This is a genomic window from Mesoterricola sp. MK458, from assembly GCF_055384935.1.
In genome coordinates, this window is the sequence record NZ_AP045075.1 from 969,749 (window position 1) to 988,856 (window position 19,108).

Consider the following 19,108-nt stretch of genomic DNA (forward strand, 5'->3'; position numbering starts at 1 on the left):
TGCGTTCCATCCTCCGCTACATCGCGCTCGCTGTCCTGGCCCTAGTCGGTCCATTGGACGGCGTCCAGGCGACAATGGCGCCTTCAACCCTGGCCTGCCGGTGCGGTTGTGCAGTGTCGACGGATGAACCCTGCAAATGCCATGCTCCAGCCCGCCCCCAGCCTGCCGGAAAAGTGGATTCCCCCTGCCATCCTGGGTCCGCGACGTGCAGTCCATCCTCGAATGTGGTCCGGAAAACGGCATCTGACATCACTGCCGAACCGGACTCTCCCCCGGTCAAACAGGCCGAGGCACACCCTTGGCCCACCGAAACGCCGAGAACGGCCCAGGCAAGCCGTTCCGTGGCGGGCACGCTCCGGCGATGGGCTGGCCAGCAGAATCCACCTCCCAACCTTGATCGATTGGCGCAACTAAAACGTTTCCTAATTTAAGACGAAGAGAATGCCTGCCGATAGGCAGGTGGCTATGTTTTCCCATCTTGAATTCATGGAGACCGCTATGCGCCAATTCGTGCGCTTGGCGTTGGGCATCATCCCGGTTGTCGGGTGGGCCCAACTTCAAGCCCAATCCCCCATTCCCCCATCTGCTCCGTACCAGCAATCCAGTTCGATTGACGATCCCCTTCTCGGGCGCTTGATCCAGGAGGCGCTCGACCGAAACCCGAGCCTGGCCCAGGCAAAGGCCCTGGTCGAGGCGGAAAAGGAACGGATCCCCCAGGCCAAGGTCCTGCCGGATCCCAGCCTCACCCTAGGGCTGCAGAACGACGGGTTCAAGGGGATCCAAGTCGGCAAGATGGAGACCAGCTATTACCAGGTGATGGTCACCCAGCCCCTGCCCTGGCCCGGCAAACGCGCCCTGAGGGGCGACATCGCCACCCTTGGGGCGGAAGCAGCGCGATCGACAACCGATCGCACTCGCCTCACCCTCATCGCGGATCTCAAGCGTGCCTACTACGGCCTCCTCCTGGTTCGCGGGCAATTGGATTTGCTGGACCAGCAGGCCATGTTCTGGCAGAAAGCCAGCGACATCACCCGTGTCCGGTACGAGGTCGGGCAAGGATCCCAGGCCGACCTGCTTCGCGCCCAGTTGGAACAGAACCGCATCCGCCAGGCGCGGTTGGCCCTGAACTCTCAGGAGGGCGTTCTCCTGGCGACTTTAAACCGCTTGCGCGGCGCCGGTGCCGCGGAACCGGTCCCAACCACGGCTCGGATCGCGGACCTCGCTCCCCAGGCGCCTGCCGTTTCCGATTGGCTCCAGCGAGCCGAAAAGGAAAGCCCGGAACTCCAAGCAGCCAGGATTGGGGCGCGGCAGGCTGAACGGAGCCTGGATCTTGCCAAGCGCGATCGATATCCCGATTTTGCGGTCAGCGCGGGCCTGATGCCCCGTGGTGGCCTGGACCCCATGTGGCAGGTGGGCGTATCGATCTCGCTGCCCATCTGGTCCCGGCAGAAGCAGCAACGGGCGGTTCACGAGCAGGAATACCGTCGCACCGCCCAAGGTTCGGAAGCCGAGAATGTGCGAAACATCCTCGGCCAGAGAATCCAGGAGCGGGCCGCGCAATTCCAGGCCGCCCAGGAAACCCTGAAGCTGTACAAAGAAGGTCTCCTGGTCCAGAGCGAGTCCAGTTTCCAGGCGAACCTGGCCCAGTATGAAGCCGGCCGCGCCCCCTTTCTGAGTGTGCTGGAGGCCCTCAACGGATGGATCGCGGACCGCGGGGGCTACCTTCAGGCGGTCGCCCAGGTCCTATCCCTTCAGATTGCCCAGGAGGAATTCAACCTCACCGGAACCCCCACCATTTCGGCCCAGAGTTTGAATTCGGCCGCCATGGGTATGGGTGGCAGCCCCTCCGGGGCAAGCTCGGCCTCTTCCCTGAAATCCGGTGCTACCCCCGCCTCCGGTGGCGATGCGGGTTCCGGCATGAAATCGATGTAACCAGGAGCTGAACATGATTGACGAACCCGTTGAGACCCGCACTGAGCGCCCTTCCCGTTTTCGGACCATAAGCCTGATCGCCCTGGGCGTGGTTGTTGGCATAGGCGCCACCCAGCTCATCCCCACCCATCGCCATGGGGATGAGCATCCGCAGGGCGCAACTGCCCCTGCAGCCGCCAGCAAGCAGATGTACCAGTGCCCCATGCACCCCCGGATCATCATGGATCATGAAGGGAACTGCCCCATCTGCGGCATGACCCTGGTGGCGATGGAGAACGCAAAGCCCAAGGAGAAGGGCAAGATCGTCTTCTACCGCTCGCCCATGAATCCCAGCCTCACATCCCAGGTTCCCATGAAGGATGAGATGGGCATGGATTACGTACCGGTCTTCGAAGGAGACCTCCAGGGTGAAGGGAAAGGGACCGACACCCATGCGGCCGTGACCATCGATCATGAACGCCAACAGCTCATCGGGCTCACCACCACGAAAGTGGTTGAAGGCCAGGTCAGCGGAGAATTGCGGGCCGTCGGACGCGTGGTCGTGGACGAAACCCGGGTCCGTAAAGTGAACGTGAAAGTTGATGGGTTCGTCGAAAAGCTGTACGTGGATTTCCTCGGGAAGCCGGTGACCAAGGGGACTCCCTTGTTCAGCCTCTACAGCCCCGAATTCGTCAGTGCCCAGCGGGAGTTCCTCCTGGCCCTGAAGACCCAGAAGGCCCTGGCTGGAGGCACCATGCAGACCAGCGGCGGCGATCTGCTGGAAGCCGCACGCCGCCGGCTGTCCCTTTGGGACGTGCCCAAGGAGGCCATCGAGCACCTTGAAAGCACAGGCGAGGTTCTTCGGGCCTTGACGCTGAGGAGCCCGATCTCTGGCGTCGTCACGGCCAAGAATGTCGTGGAAGGCGCCCGGATCACCCCCTCGGACATCCCCTTCGAGATCACCGACCTCAGCAGCGTGTGGGTCCAGGTGGACATTTATGAAGCGGAGATCGCCCGCGCGAAGGTCGGCATGGCCTCGGACCTGACGATTTCGAGCTACCCCGGCAAGGTATTCAAAGGGCGGGTCGCCTTCGTCGACCCCCTCATGGACCCCAAGACCCGGACCGCGCGGGTCCGCCTCGAAGTTCCGAACCCCAAGGGTGAGCTCAAACCGGAAATGTTCGGCGAAGTGGTGCTCCGGGGCCAGGGGCACAAGGGCATTCTTGTCCCCCTGGATGCGGTTCTGGATGCCGGGACTTCCAAAGTGGTCTTCATTGCTCTGGGCGACGGAAAGTTCGAACCCCAGGAAGTCACCGTGGGCGCAGGTGCAGGTGAGAAGGTCGAAGTCCTTTCCGGCCTGAAGCCTGGAGATGAAGTTGTGACCCGTGCCAACTTCCTGGTCGATTCCGAATCCCGCTTGAAGGCGGCCCTGGCCCACATGAGCCAGAAGGGCTCCTCCCAGCCAGCCGCTGCCCAAACGGGCGGCCACCAGCACTGAGGAGCCTCCCATGAGCGGAAACACGGCCTACGACCCCGAACATCCAACATTCCTTCAACGCATCATCCGTTTTTCAGCGGAGAACCGCTGGCTGGTGATGGCCGCCACCGCGGTGATGCTCGTCATGTCCTTCTGGACCATGCGCAACATCCCGATGGATGCCCTGCCTGACCTCAGCGACACCCAGGTGATCATCTACAGCAAGTGGGACAGAAGTCCCGACATCGTCGAGGACCAAGTCACCTACCCCATCGTCACGGCGCTCCTGGGTGCACCCAAGGTAAAGGCAGTGAGAGCGCTGTCAGATTTCGGCTTCTCCTACGTCTACATCGTCTTCGAGGATGGGACGGACATCTATTGGGCCAGGTCCAGGACACTGGAGTACCTCAGCAAGATCACCTCGAGCCTGCCGACCGGCGTCGTGCCAACCATCGGCCCGGACGCCACGTCCGTGGGATGGGTCTACCAGTACGCCCTGGTGGACCACAGCGGAAAACACAGCAGTGATGAATTGCGCTCCCTGCAGGACTGGTTCCTTCGATACGGCATCCAGAGCACACCAGGCGTGGCGGAAGTGGCCACGGTTGGCGGGCAGGCGCGGCAGTTCCAGGTGCAGGTCAACCCCAACAAGATGGCGGCCTACAAGATCCCCATCGAGTCCGTCATCGGCGCCGTGAAGTCGGCCAACTCGGAAGTCGGAGGACGCCTGGTCGAGTACTCCGGCCGGGAATACATGGTCCGAGGTAGGGGCTATGTGAAGACGACCAAGGACCTGGAAGACGCCGTCCTGAAGGCGGAAAATGGCACCCCCATCCGGCTTGGGGAGGTTGCCACCGTCTCCCTCGGCCCAGAAATGCGGCGGGGGCTGGCGGACCTGGACGGCCATGGTGACGCAGTAGGTGGAATCGTCGTCATGCGTCAAGGCGAGAACGCCCTGAATGTCATCGAACGGGTGAAAACCAAGATTGCCGATCTCAAGCAGGGATTGCCGGAAGGCGTGGAGGTCGTCACCACCTACGACCGGTCCGAATTGATCCACAAAGCCATCGAGACCGTGAAGCATAAGCTCATCGAGGAGATGATCGTCGTCTCGATCATCATCCTGGTCTTCCTGTGGCACATCCCCTCGGCCATCGTTCCCATCATCACCATCCCGGTCAGCGTGGCCTTGGCCTTCATCCCGATGTTCGGCATCGGCCAGAATGCCAATCTCATGAGCCTCGCCGGCATTGCCATCTCCATCGGCGTCCTGGTGGACGGGGCCATCGTGGAGGTTGAAAACGCCTACAAGAAGATCGAACGGTGGATCGAAGCTGGAAAACCAGGTGACTTCCATACGGTCCGGTTGGAAGCCCTGATGGAAGTCGGTCCGTCGGTATTCTTCTCCCTGCTCGTGGTGGCAGTGAGCTTCCTGCCCATCTTCACCCTGCTGGACCAGGAAGGCCGGCTCTTCAAGCCCTTGGCCTTCTCCAAGAACTTCGCCATGGGCATCGCAGCACTTCTGGCCCTGACCCTCGACCCAGCCATGCGCATGCTTTTCGCCCGGGTGGAGCCGTTCATGTTCAAGCCGAAATGGCTTGCCTGGACCCTCACCCAGGTGGCGGTCGGCAAATATTACGCCGAGGAGAAGCATCCCATCAGCGTATTCCTCCACCGCATCTACGAAAGGCCTTGCCGCTTCGTGGTGAAGCACGCCAAGGCGACCATCGGGGTTGCCGTGCTGCTGGTCCTGGGCACGATTCCGGCGTTCCTCCATCTTGGCAGTGAGTTCATGCCTCCCCTGAACGAGGGAACCCTACTCTACATGCCTTCCACGCTGCCGGGTCTCAGCCAGACCGAAGCCCAGCGCATCCTCCAGGTGCAGGACCGGATGATCCGGACCGTACCTGAGGTGGACACCGTCTTCGGCAAGGCAGGCCGGGCGGATACGGCCACGGATCCGGCGCCCTTCTCCATGATGGAGACCGTGATCAACCTGAAGCCTGAGGATCAGTGGAGAGAAAAACCCCGGTGGTACAGCAACTGGGCTCCCAATTTCCTGAAGGCCGTGCTCCGTCCGATCTGGAGGGACAAAATCTCCCAAGAGGAGATCGTGGCCGAACTTGACCGGGTGGTGAAGTTGCCCGCCATCCCCAACGCTTGGACCATGCCCATCAAGGCCCGCCTCGACATGCTCTCCACAGGCATCCGGACACCGGTGGGCCTCAAGATCAACGGTGCGGACCTGGAGAGCATCCAGAAGATCGCCGTGGACGCAGAGCGTATCCTTCAGGGGGTTCCGGGCACCCGCAGCGCCTTCGCGGAACGCACGGCCCAGGGTTACTTCCTGGACTTCGTCCTGAAGCGGGACCAACTGGCTCGCTATGGGCTAAGTGTCGAGCAGGCCAACATGCTGATCATGACCGCCATCGGCGGCGACAATCAGAGCACCGTCTACGACGGTCGCGCCCGCTACCCCGTGAACGTCCGGTATGCCCGCGATTATCGTGAGAACCCCGACGCCCTGAAGCGCGTCCTCATTCCAGCTCCCAATGGGGCCCTCATTCCCATGGAGGAGATCGCGGACCTGAAATGGGCCAATGGCCCAGCCATGATCCGGGACGAGAACGGGCAAATGAACGGCTATGTTCTGGTTGATTTCGACACCGCCAAGGTGGACGTCGGCACCTATGTCCACAATGCCAAGGCAGCCATTGAAAAGGAACTCAAACTCCCTGCTGGCTATAGCCTGACCTGGTCGGGCCAGTACGAGAACATGATCCGCGTGAAGGAACGGCTGAAGCTCATCCTGCCCATCACGCTCGTCCTGATCTTCGGCCTTCTTTACGCCAACACCAAAAGTGCCTTCAAGGCCTCCATCGTCATGCTGGCCGTACCCTTCAGCGCCATTGGCGCCTTCTGGTTCCTCTACATCCTCGGCTACAACATGAGCATCGCCGTATGGGTGGGCCTCATCGCCCTGATGGGCCTGGACGCGGAGACCGGCGTATTCATGCTGCTATTCCTGGACCTCAGCCACGACGAAGCCCGCAAGGAAGGCCGACTCAAGACCACGACCGACCTTGTCGAAGCCATCATCCACGGCGCTGTGAAGCGGGTGCGGCCCAAGGCGATGACGGTGTTTGCGGCCTTCATGGGCCTTCTCCCCATCATGTGGAGCACCGGCACCGGGGCGGACGTCATGAAGCGCATTGCAGCGCCAATGGTAGGCGGTCTCGCCACCAGCTTCATCCTCGAGTTGCTGGTCTACCCATCCATCTACTACCTCTGGAAGCGAAAGGAAGTGGTGGAAGGGCCCCTCACCGAGGTTTTCATCGCCCACGACCCCATGGCGGAATTCAAAACCCAGCATTAGCCCACTTCTGGAGACCTGATGAAGCGCATTCTTATCACAACGCTGATATTTCCCATAGCCCTGGTGGCGGCGCCGGGGGGAGCCATGGCCGACCCTAGCCACCTTGCCGAAACCTGGGTCAGGGAAGCTGTGAAACTGGGGAAAGCCCGGGGCGTCGAAGGTCTGGTGGCCGAGGTTCGGAATCCTAATGGAAAGTTCTGGCCCGGCATGCCAGGAATGGATCCCGAGCTCACGGTCTATTCTGAATCCTACGTCGTCCTTGCTGCGAATCGCCCGAGCAAACACGTGGGCATGGATCACACCAGGATGCCCGATGCGGAGGGCAGTCCTGTCCTCAAGCGGATGCGCGCTTTCGTCGAGAAGTCTGGGCATGGCTGGTTTGAATTCGTCACCAACGACCCTTCAGGCCACCCGAAAGCCTACAAGGCATACGTCGCCATCCAAGGCGGCAATCTGATCACGGCTGTCCTAGCGAAATAAAGGAGTTCCCAATGTCTCTTCGAACCTTATCCCTTTTCGGCGCCATGGCATTCTATGCTGCTGTGCCCTCCTTCGCCCAATGCTCCGGGCACAGCGGCCACGGCGATCATTCTGGCCACCAGGGTCACTCCGGGCATCAGGACAGTGGGCCTAAGGTCACCGCCACCAATACCCTGTGCCCGGTCATGGGCCGCCCCGTCAAGGCTGGGCGTGACAAGGAAGTGGTGGTTGGTGGCAACACCTACCTGGTTTGCTGCGATGGTTGCGGCCCCGAAATGGCCGAACACAAGGACAAGTACCTCGATAAGGATGGGAAGCCCTTGAACGCCCCCAAGGCGGACGAGGCCGCTCCCGCCCCCGTTCCACCCGCTGCTCACGAGGGGCACCAGCACTGATCCACTTCTCCTGAAAGCCAGATAGCTTTCCCGCCCCTGCGGGGAGGATTCAACGGCGGGTCCCGCGACGGCCCGTGGCCCGCCGTTGTCTAATGGCCGTCCTGAATGGGAGGGAACACCATGTTGAACCTTCTGCTTTCCCTGGCGCTTGGCACGGCCCCTCAGACCCCGCCACCCGCCTCCAATACCGAATGCCCCGTCCTTGGGGAGAAGGTCACGGAGAAAAACCAGACGGTGACCATCAAAGGCCACACCTACCGCATCTGCTGTGCTCCGTGCGAGGATCGGCTCAAGGCCGAACCAAAGCGCTACCTTGACGACGATGGCTCCATTAAACGGGCCTGGGAACCGTCCGGGTACGGCCAAAAGATCGAGCCCTTCCGACATCACTGACTTTCCTCAAAACCGGACCCCGATACCGGCCCGGGGTGCGCGTTCCTTCATTGGCCGTGATCCCGAAGGAGTTTCATGCTGAATCTACTGTTTGCCCTGGCTGTCGCCGCTGCGCCCCAGGCGACTCCCGCCACCAACATGACCTGCCCGGTCCTGGGGCTCAAAGTTAACGAGAAGAGCCAGATCGTCACCGTCAAGGGACGGGAATACCGGATCTGCTGCGCGGATTGCGAAAAAAAGCTGACGTCGAAGCCGGATGCCTACTTGGGCAAGGACGGCACTCCGAAGAACGCACCCATGGCCATGGGCTCCATGGATCATGAAGGCCACAAGCACTAGACCTTGACGTGGGAAAGGTAGGAGCATGAGCAAACTGGTTCCGATCGGTCCCCGCACCGGCCGACTCTGGATCCTTGGAGTCGTTACCCTACCTTTCCTCGGTTTGCTGGTTTGGTCATGGTTTCTGATTCACGGCACCAGGGACGCATTTCTGGGCTTTGCCCACTGCAGCACCTGGACCTTGGAAACCTCCCGCCATCTTGAAGTCCTGGAGGACCTCCAGGATCGTGTCTCGCACTTCCCCTATTCTTCCAGCCCAGACGCGGACTCGGCACCCATGGAGGTGGCCCTGGATCGGCTCCAAGCATCGCGGAAGGAGCTGGGACGGCGGCTCCAAAGTGACACTGACCCTTACCTAGTGGCTGTCGACCAGGCCATGGTGGAATACCTGAAGGAGGTCGACCGGGTGCGCAGGTCGGTCCACGCAAGCGCTGGATTGGCCGACGGGTCAGGTGGTCGGTCACGTCGGGAGAAGGTGTCGGCTGCTCTGGCTCACCTTGATCACTCCCATCGGACCTTACTATCAGCTTTGAATGAATTGGTGAGATACCACCGGGAGATGCTCGAGGGCTCCATTCAAGACAGCCGCCGAAACGCGGCCCAGCTTTCTGCCTTCGCGGGCGCTTCGCTTCTGGCAGCGTTGGGTTTCGGGATTGCTCTGTGCATGGCCATTCTCCAGCGGGGTCAAAGGCGTCAAACGGACCGTTTCGTGCAGACCCTTGTGGATACGATTCCGGATGGGGTCGTGGCTTGGGGCCTGAACGGGGGCATCCTTACGGCCAACCCCGGGCTCTTGGATCTGGTGGGGAAACCCGCAACAAGTGTCCATGGTGGGCTGGACCTGGGCCTCATAATGCCGACGGAGGCGCGGTGCCGCCTTGAGGCAGCCCAGCCTGACCGCGTTGTACGGATCAATCTGATTCATGCCAATGGCTCCCTACGGGCCATCGATGCGAGGGTGGGATCGCTAGTGCGGGCGGGTGACACACTTCGCGTTGCGGTGTTGCGGGATGTTTCGGCCCAGCTTGAACGAGAGCGCCGTCTGGTGGCATACCAATGGCAGATCCAGGTGGGCAGGCAAGTGGCTTCCACCGCCCGCGACCTGGAACGCGCCCTCCACCCCATGCTTTTTGCCCAGGAGCTCCTCCAACAATCCGTCCCTCTGTGCCCATCTCACGTGGATGCCCTTCAAACCCTCCAACGCAGCTCCGAACAGGCCGCTATTCTTCTTCGACAGTTCACGCGGATGGCCGCCAACGCGAGCGAAGCCCCAGATGTGAGGTACTTCGATCTCCAGGCCTGCCTGATGGAAGTCATCGAGTCCTTCCATGCGGAAAGGGGCACCATGCATGGAATCGAGATGAACCTGGACCCGTCCCCGTGCCCGGTTAGAGGTCCTGTGGGTTTAGTGAGGAGATGTTTCGAAGTGCTGATCCAGCGAGCTCTTGATGCCGCGGCAGGACGAGCTTCTATCCGGGTAAGCAGTCAAAAGGATCGGGATATTGCCACGATCCAGGTTCTGGACCCGGCCGTTCTGCATCCCGAATCCGACCTGGCTCGTTTTTTTGATCCTTTGTTCTGCCTGGCCGCCACCGAACCCGATGATGCCTTTGGCTTGTTCAATGTCTCGGAAACCATGAAAAGCCTCGGGGGGAGCGCAGAGGTTGGGCGGACGCCAGACGGCTGGACGGTTTTCACGCTGCGTTTTCCATTGGGGGAGGGGGCATGAATCGAGGATTCGTAGGCCTTCCCCCCACCGCACCGCCTCCGGACGGGGATCAAGGATCCGCGCCAGGAGAAGGAGACACCTCCGGTATAAACGAGCGGATGCGGTGGCTGCTCCTTGTAAGCGCTGCGCTGGGAGTGGCATTGGCCCTGGTCTGGTTGACACGTAGCGGTGTTCCTCCTTTGGAGAAAGAATCGCGCCCATTAAGTTGTTCAGGTGGTTGCGGCAAATGAATCGAAGAGGAACGGAGTGGAGCATGAAGCGACCAGGAGACCCCAACCCCGTACGATGGGACCCACATAGGCCGCATAAGCGTTTTTTCAAGGGTCTCATGATGCCCCCGGTGGGCCACGCTCCGGGAGTGGTACCTGAGGCCTTCCAGCCTAAACCGGACGCTAGGAATTTCCGCCTTGCCTTGGGGTTTATTGCTGCGGCGATCCTGACCATTGGGTCCTGGTATGGCGTAATGGAATTCCGGAGAAGCCTTCGCAGGAAGGCGATGGGAGGGGCGATCTGCTGTGGTTGTGACCAACAACCCGGGAAAACGGGTTGCGGTGGCAAGCGTGGTTGCCTGACCCAGGCGGCCGGGGCCCGTTCCTGTAAATCGGGAAAGGAAACCCTCAAAGATCGGCCGGCACCCTCGGACAACCCACCCGCTCCTCCCAAAGGAGGAAACGGCCATGAATCCTGACGAAGCCGTGGCCGCTCACACCCGGTGGAAGCTCCGTCTACGGCTCTTCTTGAATGGAGGGGCCGATCTTGGGATCGATCCGGGGACGGCCCACAGGGATGATCTTTGTGAATTAGGTCGCTGGCTCCACGGGCAAGGGGAAATGGAATACGGCGAGGGAATAGACTTTGAGCAATTGAATTGTGACCACCGAGAATTCCACGAGGAAGTCGGCATGGTGGTCAGGCTCCATTCAACTGACCCTGGTAAAGCGATGGAAAGGCTGGATGGTCCAAGGTTCACTGCTCTGTCAATCGCCGTGGTGACGGCCATCCTGAAATTGAAAGTTGATGGGTTCCAAAAGCGCTAGGTGGTGGCCCGAAACGCAGATCTTACCTGACTGAGGCTGACATGGACCGCGAAGATATCCTGAATTGGCTGTTGAGTTCGGTAGAGACTACCCTCCAGGAACTGGGATCTCTCGCGGATCAAGTCCGCGACGCCCACGTCGGCAGGGAACGCCGCCTCCAGGGGCAGATCGATTTTTCAAACTACTGCGGCAAGGAATGCTTATTCTGCAGCCATGCCGTCAATAGCTGGGGCACCAAGAGATACCGAATGGAGATCCCGGAGATTATCGCTTGCGGCGTCCAAGCCAAGAGCATGGGATGCGAATCCATCATCCTAAGGGCAGGCATCGACCCTGCGCTGGATACGGGATTCGTTACAAAGTTGACACGATGGATCAAGGAAGAAACGGGACTGCCCCTCACCCTGAGCCTTGGAGATCGGAGCCCTGCCGAATTGTTCGCGTGGAAGAGGGCCGGGGCGGACCGTTATCTGCTCCCCCTTGTCACCACTGACCGGATTTTATTTCGCCAAATACATCCCCCCAACCTGAAGTCACTCAGGGGGCGCATCGAGTTGCTCCGACGTGTCCGTAAGATGGGGTATTCGCTTGGTGGTGGCATCCGGATTGGCCTCCCTGGTCAAACCTGGGCAGCCCTCGCCCAGGAACTCCTTGCGATTCGAGGGATAGGTTTCGATTTTATCGAGGTGGGGCCGTTTCATTCCAGACACATTGCTGGCCCAGGTTCGTACGATCGGCACCCACTGATGGCACCACCTGATCTCCAAGTGCCAAATGACGAATTGACGACCTCGAAGGTCTGCGCCTTGGCTCGACTGCTTTGCCCGCAGGCCAAGGTCCTTCGGCCGCCGAGGAACTCTGTCCCTGAAGGGAGTAAGACGGAGCAAGCATGCGTAACATATGGGGTCAATGCCGTCATCATGAACATGACACCCAGGAGGTTTTGGGCGAGATTCCAGAAGTCCATGGAATACGTCAATCGATCTCCCAGCCCTTTTTGCAACGAAATAGATTTCCCTTTCGCAATCGGTCATTGAATCGGTGATACATGAAATCTCATCCGGCGCACACCGCTCCCCCCGGGGTTTCCGCGCCAAGGCTTAAGTTTGAAGGTGAGGGAAGAACCACCCCTGAAATCAGGCAAACCCATCCAGGAGACAACTTGGTCACGTTCGTTACTATCCGATTCCGTCAAGGTCGCCAAACGACCCAAGTGGGGAGGCATGCCCATGCGTAGATTGGGGCTGGTTCTTCCTGTCCTCATGCTTACTGCACGCGCGCAGGCCCAATCGAGTCCGCGCCCTTTCGAAATCCAGGCTGGTCTGCTTGTCATCAACGGCAGCCCCGACAGCATCACCCCAGCTTCTTTAGAGTCCCTTGGCATCACCCATGTGATCGACCTTCGCAAGCCGGACGAGGGCTACATAAGTCTCGAAGGGGATCGGGTGCGAACCTTTCACGGGGCCTACTTGAACTGCCCCACGGATCGGGAACCTTCGGCCAAGGAATTGGATTCGTTCCGCTCCAATATTAAAGCTTTGCCTCCGAGTGCCAAGGTACTTGTCTATTGCGCTTCGGGCAACCGGGCTGCTGGCGCACTGCTGGCCTATTGGGTTCTCGACGTGAGGCGGCCGATGGAGGAGGCTTTGGTACTCGCCCATCGGGCCGGGTTGCATAACCCTGCCACGGAGGCCGCCGTGATGGCGTATCTGGCGATCAGGATGAAGCCACTGGAGGGGAGGGGGGACCAATGAACGAAAAGGCCCCAGCCTCCCTCTCTGCACCAGAACCTTAGACGCGGTGGTGTGGATGTTCGTCGTGCAGTCAGGAAATTACCTGTCCATTCTCCCGGCTGAGGACTTCGGGGTGGTGGGAAACAACGGGACCAGCCCGCCACCACTTCTTGCGAAGCCTTGCAGGTCTTTGGAAACCTCTTCAACTTGGGCCTGGTCCCACAAAAAACAACTTATCACTTGGTTCAGGCCGATAATTCTCATTGTAGGCCTTGGCTGATATGGAGCCCGGAATGCCCTTGGAAAGCGTTGACCAAAGACGGCGGAGGCTGGCGGCACTCCGGCCCTATTTCACTGCAGGCCTTGCGTGGAGCCTGGTTCTCCTTGGCCTCGCCTCTATGACTGCGGTTTGGACCATACACCGGGGGGTGAGCACGCGGGTTGAGCCCACCCCGGCTGAGGCGTGGCTGGCTCGAGGGCTTAGGCACCTTGCAGTGCCTTCCTCTTACCGGAAACTTGCAAACCCCGTCCCCTTGTCCTCTGCGGTGGTGGCCGAAGGAATGGCCCACTGGGCCGATCATTGTGCTACCTGCCATGGCAACGATGGCCGAGGTGCCACGGAAATCGGCGTTCATCTGTACCCGCGGGTGCCGGACATGATCCTTGCCGCAACCCAGGACCTGACTGATGGGGAACTCTTCGGCATCATCAGGAACGGGGTGCGTCTCACGGGCATGCCTTCTTGGGGGAACGCCGGCATTGACGGAGACGCTCAAACATGGCAACTCGTCCATTTCGTTCGGCACTTGCCCAACCTGACGCCGGCGGAACTTGATCAGATGAAACTCATGAATCCTGTCTCACCCATGGAACAGGAGCAACAGCAAAAAGAAAATGAGTTCTTGAATGGGGGCGAGGCCCCCGAATCAGCACCGTCCCACTCAAAGTCCCACACCGCCCGAAAGGGGAAACCATGAAATTTGCCTCCAGCTACCTTCTGGCTTCGGCCATCCTCCTTGTTCCTGGCATCGCGTCTGCCCATACGCATAAGGAAATCATGGGGACCGTAAAATCCATTGATGCCAGCCGGATCGAACTCGTTGGCAAGGACGGCAAGGCCGTCTCCATCCCGCTCTCCAAAACTACGATGTTCATGCGGGGCAAGGACATGGTCGGCGCCGATCAGGTCAAACCCGGTCAGCGTGTGATCGTGGTCCTCGGGGAAGACGACAAGACTGCGGAAACGGTCAAACTGGGGCCCGTCCCCAAGGGAAAGTGACCTTGGGAATCCGGTTCTAAGAGTTTCCTAGGATTTCGTCCCTTCTCGGGATTTATCACCGGTCATGGAGATCCGGTTGGTTTCTGGCCAGGGTCAATTGGAGGAATTGGGCATGCGGATCCTCATCATCGACGATGAAGCCAAGTTCGCGCGGGTACTGGAACAAGGGCTCAAGGAGCATGGGATCACAGCCGAGGTGGCCTTCGATGGGCTTTCGGGACTTGAGAAGGCTCTCGCCAGGACCTTTGATGCCATCCTGCTGGACGTGATGCTGCCGGGAATGAACGGGTTCGAAGTGCTGAAAGCAATCCGGTCCGCCGGTTGTCCGGCCCCCGTCCTCATGCTGACCGCGCGTGGAACCGTGGACGACCGCGTCCGAGGTCTGAACATGGGAGCAGATGACTACCTGCCCAAGCCCTTCGTATTCAAGGAACTTCTGGCCCGCCTCCAGGCCATCACCCGGCGCCCCCAGGTGGAGCCCCAGACCCTTCTCCGGGCCGGAGACCTGGAGATGGATCCCCAGAAGCGCGAAGTCATACGAGGCGGTCAGCTCATCGAGCTCTCAACCAAGGAATACGCGCTCCTGGAGCTGCTCCTCCAACGGAAAGGCACGGTCGTCACCCTTGCTACGATCCTGGACCGTGTTTGGAATTCCGACTACCGCGCCACCGAGGACAGCAACGTTGTGGCCGTCTACATCACCTACCTGCGGAAGAAGATTGACAAGCCCTTTGGCTCGAATCTGATCCAAACCGTGCGAGGCACGGGTTACCTTTTGCGCGAGGAGACGTGATGCGCCTGATCCGGACTCTCCGCCTACGCCTCACCGTCTGGTACGGGCTCATCCTGACGCTGGTCCTGGCCGTCTTCGGCTCCCTCGTATACCAGGCGACGCGCCACCGGATGCTCCAGCACCACGACGAGCCCCTGCGCGAAATGGCGGCGGCCGTCGTGCACATCCTCAACGAGCACGAGGACTGCCACGATCTTACCCCTGACCAGCTCCGGACACTGGACCAGCTCGGCCACCTGGTGCTCGTCCACGAGGTGGAAGGGGGACGCGAAGTCTTCTATAAATCTCCGGAGATGAGGGCCAACGTCCTGGCTCCCGCCGTGGGAGCTTTGGGCTGGGAGGCCGTGCCAACCGCCCGCCTGGTGACCATCCGGCAGCAGGGCGCACCCTGGCGCGTGTTGTCGATCCCCTATCGCTCAAGGTCGGGGCGGCCCGGCATCGTCCGGCTCATGGAAAATCTCGGAGACATCGAGCTGACCTTGACGAATCTCCGGCTGACCCTGCTTCTCATGACCCCCGCGGGGCTTCTTCTTTCCCTGGCCGGGGGTTACTGGATTGCCGGGAGAGCGCTGGCTCCGGTGGACAGGATCGCCCGCCAAGCCCTTGCGATCGAGGCCAGCCAGCTCCATCAGCGCCTGCCTCATCCCGGGGTGGACGACGAGATCGGCCGTCTGGTGGATACCCTCAACCGCATGATCGAAAGGCTCGAGCAGTCCTTCCAGGCCATGAAGCAATTCACCGCGGACGCCTCCCATGAGCTGCGCAGCCCGCTGTCCACCCTCCGGAATACCATCGAGGTGCTGCTGGACCAACCCCGCACGGTGGAAGAACACCGGAAGGGCCTGGAAAGCCTGGGCGAAGAGGTGGACCGCCTGCACCGGATCGTGGAGGATCTCCTGCTCCTCGCCAGGGCCGACACGGGGCGCCTTTCCATGTGCCGGGAGACGGTGGAACTGGGAAAGCTGACCTCCGCCATCGCCGAGACCTTCGAGCCCCGCGCCCTTGAGGCGGGAATCGTCATGAACGTCCGGACCCTGGGGGATGCGAGAGTGCTGGGCGACGAGCGCTGGCTCACCCAACTGGTCATCAACCTGCTGGACAATGCCCTGAAATTCACCCCTGGAGGAGGCGCCATCGACCTGGAAGTCGAATCCGGGGAGGGATGGGTCCGCCTGACGGTGAGCGACACGGGGCCCGGCATTCCAGAATGCGACCTGGTGCGGGTCTTTGAGCGGTTCTACCAGTCGGATCCCTCCCGGTCCCGGGAACATCAATCGGGCGCGGGCCTAGGATTGGCCATCGCAGCCTGGATCACCCAGAACCACGGGGGAACAATCCGGGCGGCGAATCGCCCTGGGGGAGGCGCACGCCTGGAGGTTAGCCTTCCGCTTCAGGACCGGGCCTGATACGCCGATTCAGGATTTCCCTCCCGCCATCGCTGCGAGGAGCGACGAAGCCTGTTCCGCCTGGGTCGAGGCAGGGGCCATTTCGATGACGCGGGTGAAGGCTTGACGGGCGGCGGGCAGGTCCTTGAGGTCCTGATAGCAGACGATCCCCAGGTTGAACACGCTCTGGACGTGCCCGGGGTTCGCCTTGTTGGCCTTCTTGAAGTTGGCCGTGGCCTTGTCGAACGCCTTCATCTCCCGGTACATGATCCCCTGGTCCGTGAGCACGTCAGCGACGTGCGCGCCTTTGGGCTCCAGTTCGAGGGCCTTGTCGTAGGCCTCCACGGCCTTCTGGGGCTGGTGGGTATCGAAATAATCGTTGCCCAGGGAGATCCAGGCTTTGGCGTTTTTCGGATCCAGGGCAAGGCTGGCCAACACGCCCTGGATGCGCTGGTAGGCATCGACGGAGCCGGCCGCCGATGGCGCTGCCGGACCTGGAGGAAGCGGGCTCTGGACCTGCGCCACCGGTTGGGTGGTCCTGTTGTTGCCCAGGAAGAAGCCGGCGACAAAGCCGGCGATGACGCCCGTAAGAAGAGCAATGGTGATGTCGCGGTTCACGAATGGACCTCCGGCCCGACGTTGGTGGGCCACATGTGGGTTGGGCCGAACCTCGCGGCGAGGTCCAGGTGGAAGAGAGGAACGCTGGCTCATCAGGGCGCACCGAAAGCAAGGTAGAGCAGGATGCCCCCGACGATCATGCAGGTGATCCACACCACGGTCGGAGATCGTGTTTCGTTGCAGCAGGGCTGGGACATGGGAAGCGCAATCACTTGGAGACCACGACGGTGATCAGGTGCTCTTGAACACTATGCAAACGATCCGATTGAACAGGAATCAGTACCGTTCCCGCACCTGCCGGCCCGGCCCGCTCTGGGATGCGTTTTTCGGGCTGCCGTCCTGGTTCAGGAACTTTTCGGGATTCTTCTCGAGATCGGTGCGGCATTCATCGCAGCAGATCCGGTACGAATGTTCCCGAACGGTGGTGGTCTGGTTGCGCTCGGACACGGGGTTGCCGAGGACGGGGCATCGCCCGTTGGTTGGGGGTTTCGACGGGCTCGGGCTTGCGAGCATCGTCAAGGTGATCAGGGTTGCAGTCAACATGGTCGACTCCAAGGAAAGGTCCGGTACCGGGCCTCGGGCATCCGCTGATCCAAGGGCTGGATCCCGCGTGCCATCAACGTCCCAACATGGAGCAACGCTGGAGTCAGGGCAATGCAATCCTGCTATTTTTAATGATTCTTTAAGAAACACCAGGATCAGTGAGTGGACCGTTTCCACTCCCATTTTCATCACCTGGACCTTCGGCAATATGAGGGCGAGACCTCAGACCTGCCTCGCAAGTTTCTTCATGACGGTAATGTCAGCGCCGAACCGGCATAGCGCTTCGCAGTGGGCCTCCAGGTCGCTGAAGGTGATCAGGCATGGACGAGCTGCCAGCCCTGCAAACGTCGGCCTGGCCAACTGGGCTCGCACCTCCCCTTCCCTGTTGTCGGGGGCTACGAGGAAGAGTTCGGGATCGTCGCCGCGAATGGAGAGGCTCAGGTCCTGAAGCCGCAGGATCCCTGAATAGATGGAGGTGCTCTTCTCCACCTCGAAGGCGGCGACGATGCGCCCTTCGGAAATCCAGAGCACATCGATCAGCTCGATGGTCGAGATGGTCTCCCCAGGGAGGTCCGGCAGGGGCAGCGACTGGATGCAGCACTCCCCCAGGCTTCCACCGAAGGGGCTCGCGGCGTTCCGGTCGTTCCTCGCCACCCATGTCGTCAGCCCGAGGGCTCGGCCAATCCGGAGCAGATGCGCCTGCATCCGTGCATGGGCGCCTGTTTCGACCGCATCGTCCTGGATCTCCTGGTGGCGCTTCCGGAGCAGGGCCTCCCGCTTCCGGGCTTCGAACTGGAGGGCCGCATCCACGTTGCCCTCGATGGCCACCTTGCCGATTCCGATTTCGAAGAGGAATCCGCAGATGGCCCCGAGGTCCTTGGAAAAGAGGGCCTGGTTCGCCTCATTCATCGCCAGGACCGCATCCCTGAACACCAGGTAGTCGCTCCAGGAACCCAGGCCGAGACGCGTGCCCGCAAGGGCGTTGAACCCTCTCAGAATCGCGGTGTTGAATGGGGGAATCCGGGTTGGGTGGAGAAAGTAAAGGATATTGGCGGTGGCTGGCCCCAGGCCCTTGATCTTCCGGGCATCCAGGGCCCCGAGAATCTGGAGCAGTTGGTCATCCCGGGTCGCCCGCAGGGCCTCCGCCAGGAAACGCCCGAAAGCCTGCTGGTTTTCCCGGTTTTCGTAGATGTCCGGGATCCGCAGCTTGGGCTTCCAGTAGAAGGCGTGGGCTGCTCCCTGAAACACCTGCTTTTGCTCGGTGATGGCCGTCATGACCACTTCAAGACTGGAGCCCCGGTAATCCGGAGGGAAGCGCCCGGCGGCGATGTCCTCGACCACGATCTGCACGCCACGCCGGATGGTTCGGAAGGCCTTCAACCGGTCGGTGGCCAGGAACCAAGTCCCATGGACCGATTCAACGTCGGCACGGTAGCGCTCGGCGAGGGGCCGGATGGCATCTTGGTGCATGGGGGGACTCCTTGAGGAAATACCTCCCAAGAGCCTACCGGGGGTAACCCCAACAAAGTGCAATGAGCCGCCATTTCTCCTTGAGAAGTCACCTTGAGAAGTCAGACCCCAAGCTCCAGCAGGCATCCAGGTCCAGCTCGAAACGCCCGT

18 protein-coding genes are annotated in these 19,108 nt (G+C 60.9%); 15 read left to right on the top strand and 3 right to left on the bottom strand.

The features are described 5' to 3' along the window. Positions 1-498 precede the first annotated feature (498 nt). The 15 genes from ACZ5LB_RS04225 (at position 499) to ACZ5LB_RS04295 (ending at position 16,348) form a co-directional block, all read left to right on the top strand. Complete coding sequence (locus ACZ5LB_RS04225) at positions 499-1,932, top strand: TolC family protein (RefSeq protein ID WP_464604873.1); 1,434 nt, start codon at positions 499-501, stop codon at positions 1,930-1,932. A gap of 13 nt (positions 1,933-1,945) precedes the next feature. Beyond that, positions 1,946-3,409, top strand: a complete 1,464-nt coding sequence (locus ACZ5LB_RS04230) for an efflux RND transporter periplasmic adaptor subunit (RefSeq protein WP_464604874.1) — start codon at positions 1,946-1,948, stop codon at positions 3,407-3,409. 10 nt (positions 3,410-3,419) lie between these two features. Further along, positions 3,420-6,764 (top strand): efflux RND transporter permease subunit, encoded by a 3,345-nt coding sequence (locus ACZ5LB_RS04235; protein WP_464604875.1) that lies wholly within the window; start codon positions 3,420-3,422, stop codon positions 6,762-6,764. 18 nt (positions 6,765-6,782) lie between these two features. Beyond that, complete coding sequence (locus ACZ5LB_RS04240; protein WP_464604876.1) at positions 6,783-7,244, top strand: hypothetical protein; 462 nt, start codon at positions 6,783-6,785, stop codon at positions 7,242-7,244. An 11-nt stretch (positions 7,245-7,255) separates the two neighbouring features. Continuing rightward, positions 7,256-7,639, top strand: a complete 384-nt coding sequence (locus ACZ5LB_RS04245; protein WP_464604877.1) for a hypothetical protein — start codon at positions 7,256-7,258, stop codon at positions 7,637-7,639. Positions 7,640-7,759: 120 nt separating this feature from the next. Next, positions 7,760-8,032 carry a hypothetical protein gene (locus tag ACZ5LB_RS04250; protein ID WP_464604878.1) on the top strand — a complete coding sequence of 91 codons (273 nt, stop codon included), beginning with the start codon at positions 7,760-7,762 and terminating at the stop codon, positions 8,030-8,032. A gap of 75 nt (positions 8,033-8,107) precedes the next feature. Further along, on the top strand, positions 8,108-8,371 hold the full coding sequence (locus ACZ5LB_RS04255) for a hypothetical protein (RefSeq protein ID WP_464604879.1): 264 nt from the start codon (positions 8,108-8,110) through the stop codon (positions 8,369-8,371). Positions 8,372-8,396: 25 nt separating this feature from the next. Next, positions 8,397-10,100, top strand: coding sequence for an ATP-binding protein (locus ACZ5LB_RS04260; protein WP_464604880.1), 1,704 nt, complete (start codon positions 8,397-8,399; stop codon positions 10,098-10,100). Between the two features lie 677 nt (positions 10,101-10,777). Continuing rightward, positions 10,778-11,137: a CZB domain-containing protein gene (locus ACZ5LB_RS04265; RefSeq protein ID WP_464604881.1), complete on the top strand. Its 360-nt coding sequence runs from the start codon at positions 10,778-10,780 to the stop codon at positions 11,135-11,137. Positions 11,138-11,178: 41 nt separating this feature from the next. Beyond that, the gene (locus ACZ5LB_RS04270; RefSeq protein ID WP_464604882.1) at positions 11,179-12,174 is read left to right on the top strand and encodes a radical SAM protein; all 996 of its coding nucleotides are present in this window, start codon (positions 11,179-11,181) and stop codon (positions 12,172-12,174) included. 192 nt (positions 12,175-12,366) lie between these two features. Next, complete coding sequence (locus ACZ5LB_RS04275) at positions 12,367-12,891, top strand: hypothetical protein (protein WP_464604883.1); 525 nt, start codon at positions 12,367-12,369, stop codon at positions 12,889-12,891. Between the two features lie 539 nt (positions 12,892-13,430). Then, a complete protein-coding gene (locus ACZ5LB_RS04280) occupies positions 13,431-13,847 on the top strand; it encodes a c-type cytochrome (RefSeq protein WP_464604884.1) in 417 nt (138 codons plus the stop codon). Further along, the gene (locus ACZ5LB_RS04285; protein ID WP_464604885.1) at positions 13,844-14,149 is read left to right on the top strand and encodes a hypothetical protein; all 306 of its coding nucleotides are present in this window, start codon (positions 13,844-13,846) and stop codon (positions 14,147-14,149) included. Before ACZ5LB_RS04280 ends, ACZ5LB_RS04285 begins: the two co-directional genes overlap by 4 nt. 112 nt (positions 14,150-14,261) lie before the next feature. After that, on the top strand, positions 14,262-14,942 hold the full coding sequence (locus ACZ5LB_RS04290; RefSeq protein ID WP_464604886.1) for a response regulator transcription factor: 681 nt from the start codon (positions 14,262-14,264) through the stop codon (positions 14,940-14,942). Beyond that, a complete protein-coding gene (locus tag ACZ5LB_RS04295; RefSeq protein WP_464604887.1) occupies positions 14,942-16,348 on the top strand; it encodes a sensor histidine kinase in 1,407 nt (468 codons plus the stop codon). Before ACZ5LB_RS04290 ends, ACZ5LB_RS04295 begins: the two co-directional genes overlap by 1 nt. A gap of 9 nt (positions 16,349-16,357) precedes the next feature. Here the strand turns inward: ACZ5LB_RS04295 and ACZ5LB_RS04300 are convergent, their stop codons facing one another. The 3 genes from ACZ5LB_RS04300 to ACZ5LB_RS04310 all read right to left on the bottom strand — a co-directional run bounded on the left by ACZ5LB_RS04300 (position 16,358) and on the right by ACZ5LB_RS04310 (position 18,958). After that, entirely contained in the window at positions 16,358-16,945 is a 588-nt protein-coding gene (locus ACZ5LB_RS04300) for a tetratricopeptide repeat protein (protein WP_464604888.1), read from the bottom strand. 276 nt (positions 16,946-17,221) lie between these two features. Then, positions 17,222-17,488, bottom strand: coding sequence for a hypothetical protein (locus tag ACZ5LB_RS04305; protein WP_464604889.1), 267 nt, complete (start codon positions 17,486-17,488; stop codon positions 17,222-17,224). Positions 17,489-17,710: 222 nt separating this feature from the next. Next, positions 17,711-18,958, bottom strand: a complete 1,248-nt coding sequence (locus ACZ5LB_RS04310) for a hypothetical protein (RefSeq protein WP_464604890.1) — start codon at positions 18,956-18,958, stop codon at positions 17,711-17,713. Between the last annotated feature and the right edge of the window lie 150 nt (positions 18,959-19,108).

Coding starts and splice junctions, on each gene's coding strand:
- ACZ5LB_RS04305 (WP_464604889.1), bottom strand. CDS start 17,488: ATGTTGACTGCAACCCTGATCACCTTGACGATGCTCGCAAGCCCGAGC.
- ACZ5LB_RS04230 (WP_464604874.1), top strand. CDS start 1,946: ATGATTGACGAACCCGTTGAGACCCGCACTGAGCGCCCTTCCCGTTTT.
- ACZ5LB_RS04260 (WP_464604880.1), top strand. CDS start 8,397: ATGAGCAAACTGGTTCCGATCGGTCCCCGCACCGGCCGACTCTGGATC.
- ACZ5LB_RS04290 (WP_464604886.1), top strand. CDS start 14,262: ATGCGGATCCTCATCATCGACGATGAAGCCAAGTTCGCGCGGGTACTG.
- ACZ5LB_RS04245 (WP_464604877.1), top strand. CDS start 7,256: ATGTCTCTTCGAACCTTATCCCTTTTCGGCGCCATGGCATTCTATGCT.
- ACZ5LB_RS04235 (WP_464604875.1), top strand. CDS start 3,420: ATGAGCGGAAACACGGCCTACGACCCCGAACATCCAACATTCCTTCAA.
- ACZ5LB_RS04265 (WP_464604881.1), top strand. CDS start 10,778: ATGAATCCTGACGAAGCCGTGGCCGCTCACACCCGGTGGAAGCTCCGT.
- ACZ5LB_RS04270 (WP_464604882.1), top strand. CDS start 11,179: ATGGACCGCGAAGATATCCTGAATTGGCTGTTGAGTTCGGTAGAGACT.
- ACZ5LB_RS04310 (WP_464604890.1), bottom strand. CDS start 18,958: ATGCACCAAGATGCCATCCGGCCCCTCGCCGAGCGCTACCGTGCCGAC.
- ACZ5LB_RS04275 (WP_464604883.1), top strand. CDS start 12,367: ATGCGTAGATTGGGGCTGGTTCTTCCTGTCCTCATGCTTACTGCACGC.
- ACZ5LB_RS04295 (WP_464604887.1), top strand. CDS start 14,942: ATGCGCCTGATCCGGACTCTCCGCCTACGCCTCACCGTCTGGTACGGG.
- ACZ5LB_RS04255 (WP_464604879.1), top strand. CDS start 8,108: ATGCTGAATCTACTGTTTGCCCTGGCTGTCGCCGCTGCGCCCCAGGCG.
- ACZ5LB_RS04280 (WP_464604884.1), top strand. CDS start 13,431: ATGGCCCACTGGGCCGATCATTGTGCTACCTGCCATGGCAACGATGGC.
- ACZ5LB_RS04285 (WP_464604885.1), top strand. CDS start 13,844: ATGAAATTTGCCTCCAGCTACCTTCTGGCTTCGGCCATCCTCCTTGTT.
- ACZ5LB_RS04240 (WP_464604876.1), top strand. CDS start 6,783: ATGAAGCGCATTCTTATCACAACGCTGATATTTCCCATAGCCCTGGTG.
- ACZ5LB_RS04225 (WP_464604873.1), top strand. CDS start 499: ATGCGCCAATTCGTGCGCTTGGCGTTGGGCATCATCCCGGTTGTCGGG.
- ACZ5LB_RS04250 (WP_464604878.1), top strand. CDS start 7,760: ATGTTGAACCTTCTGCTTTCCCTGGCGCTTGGCACGGCCCCTCAGACC.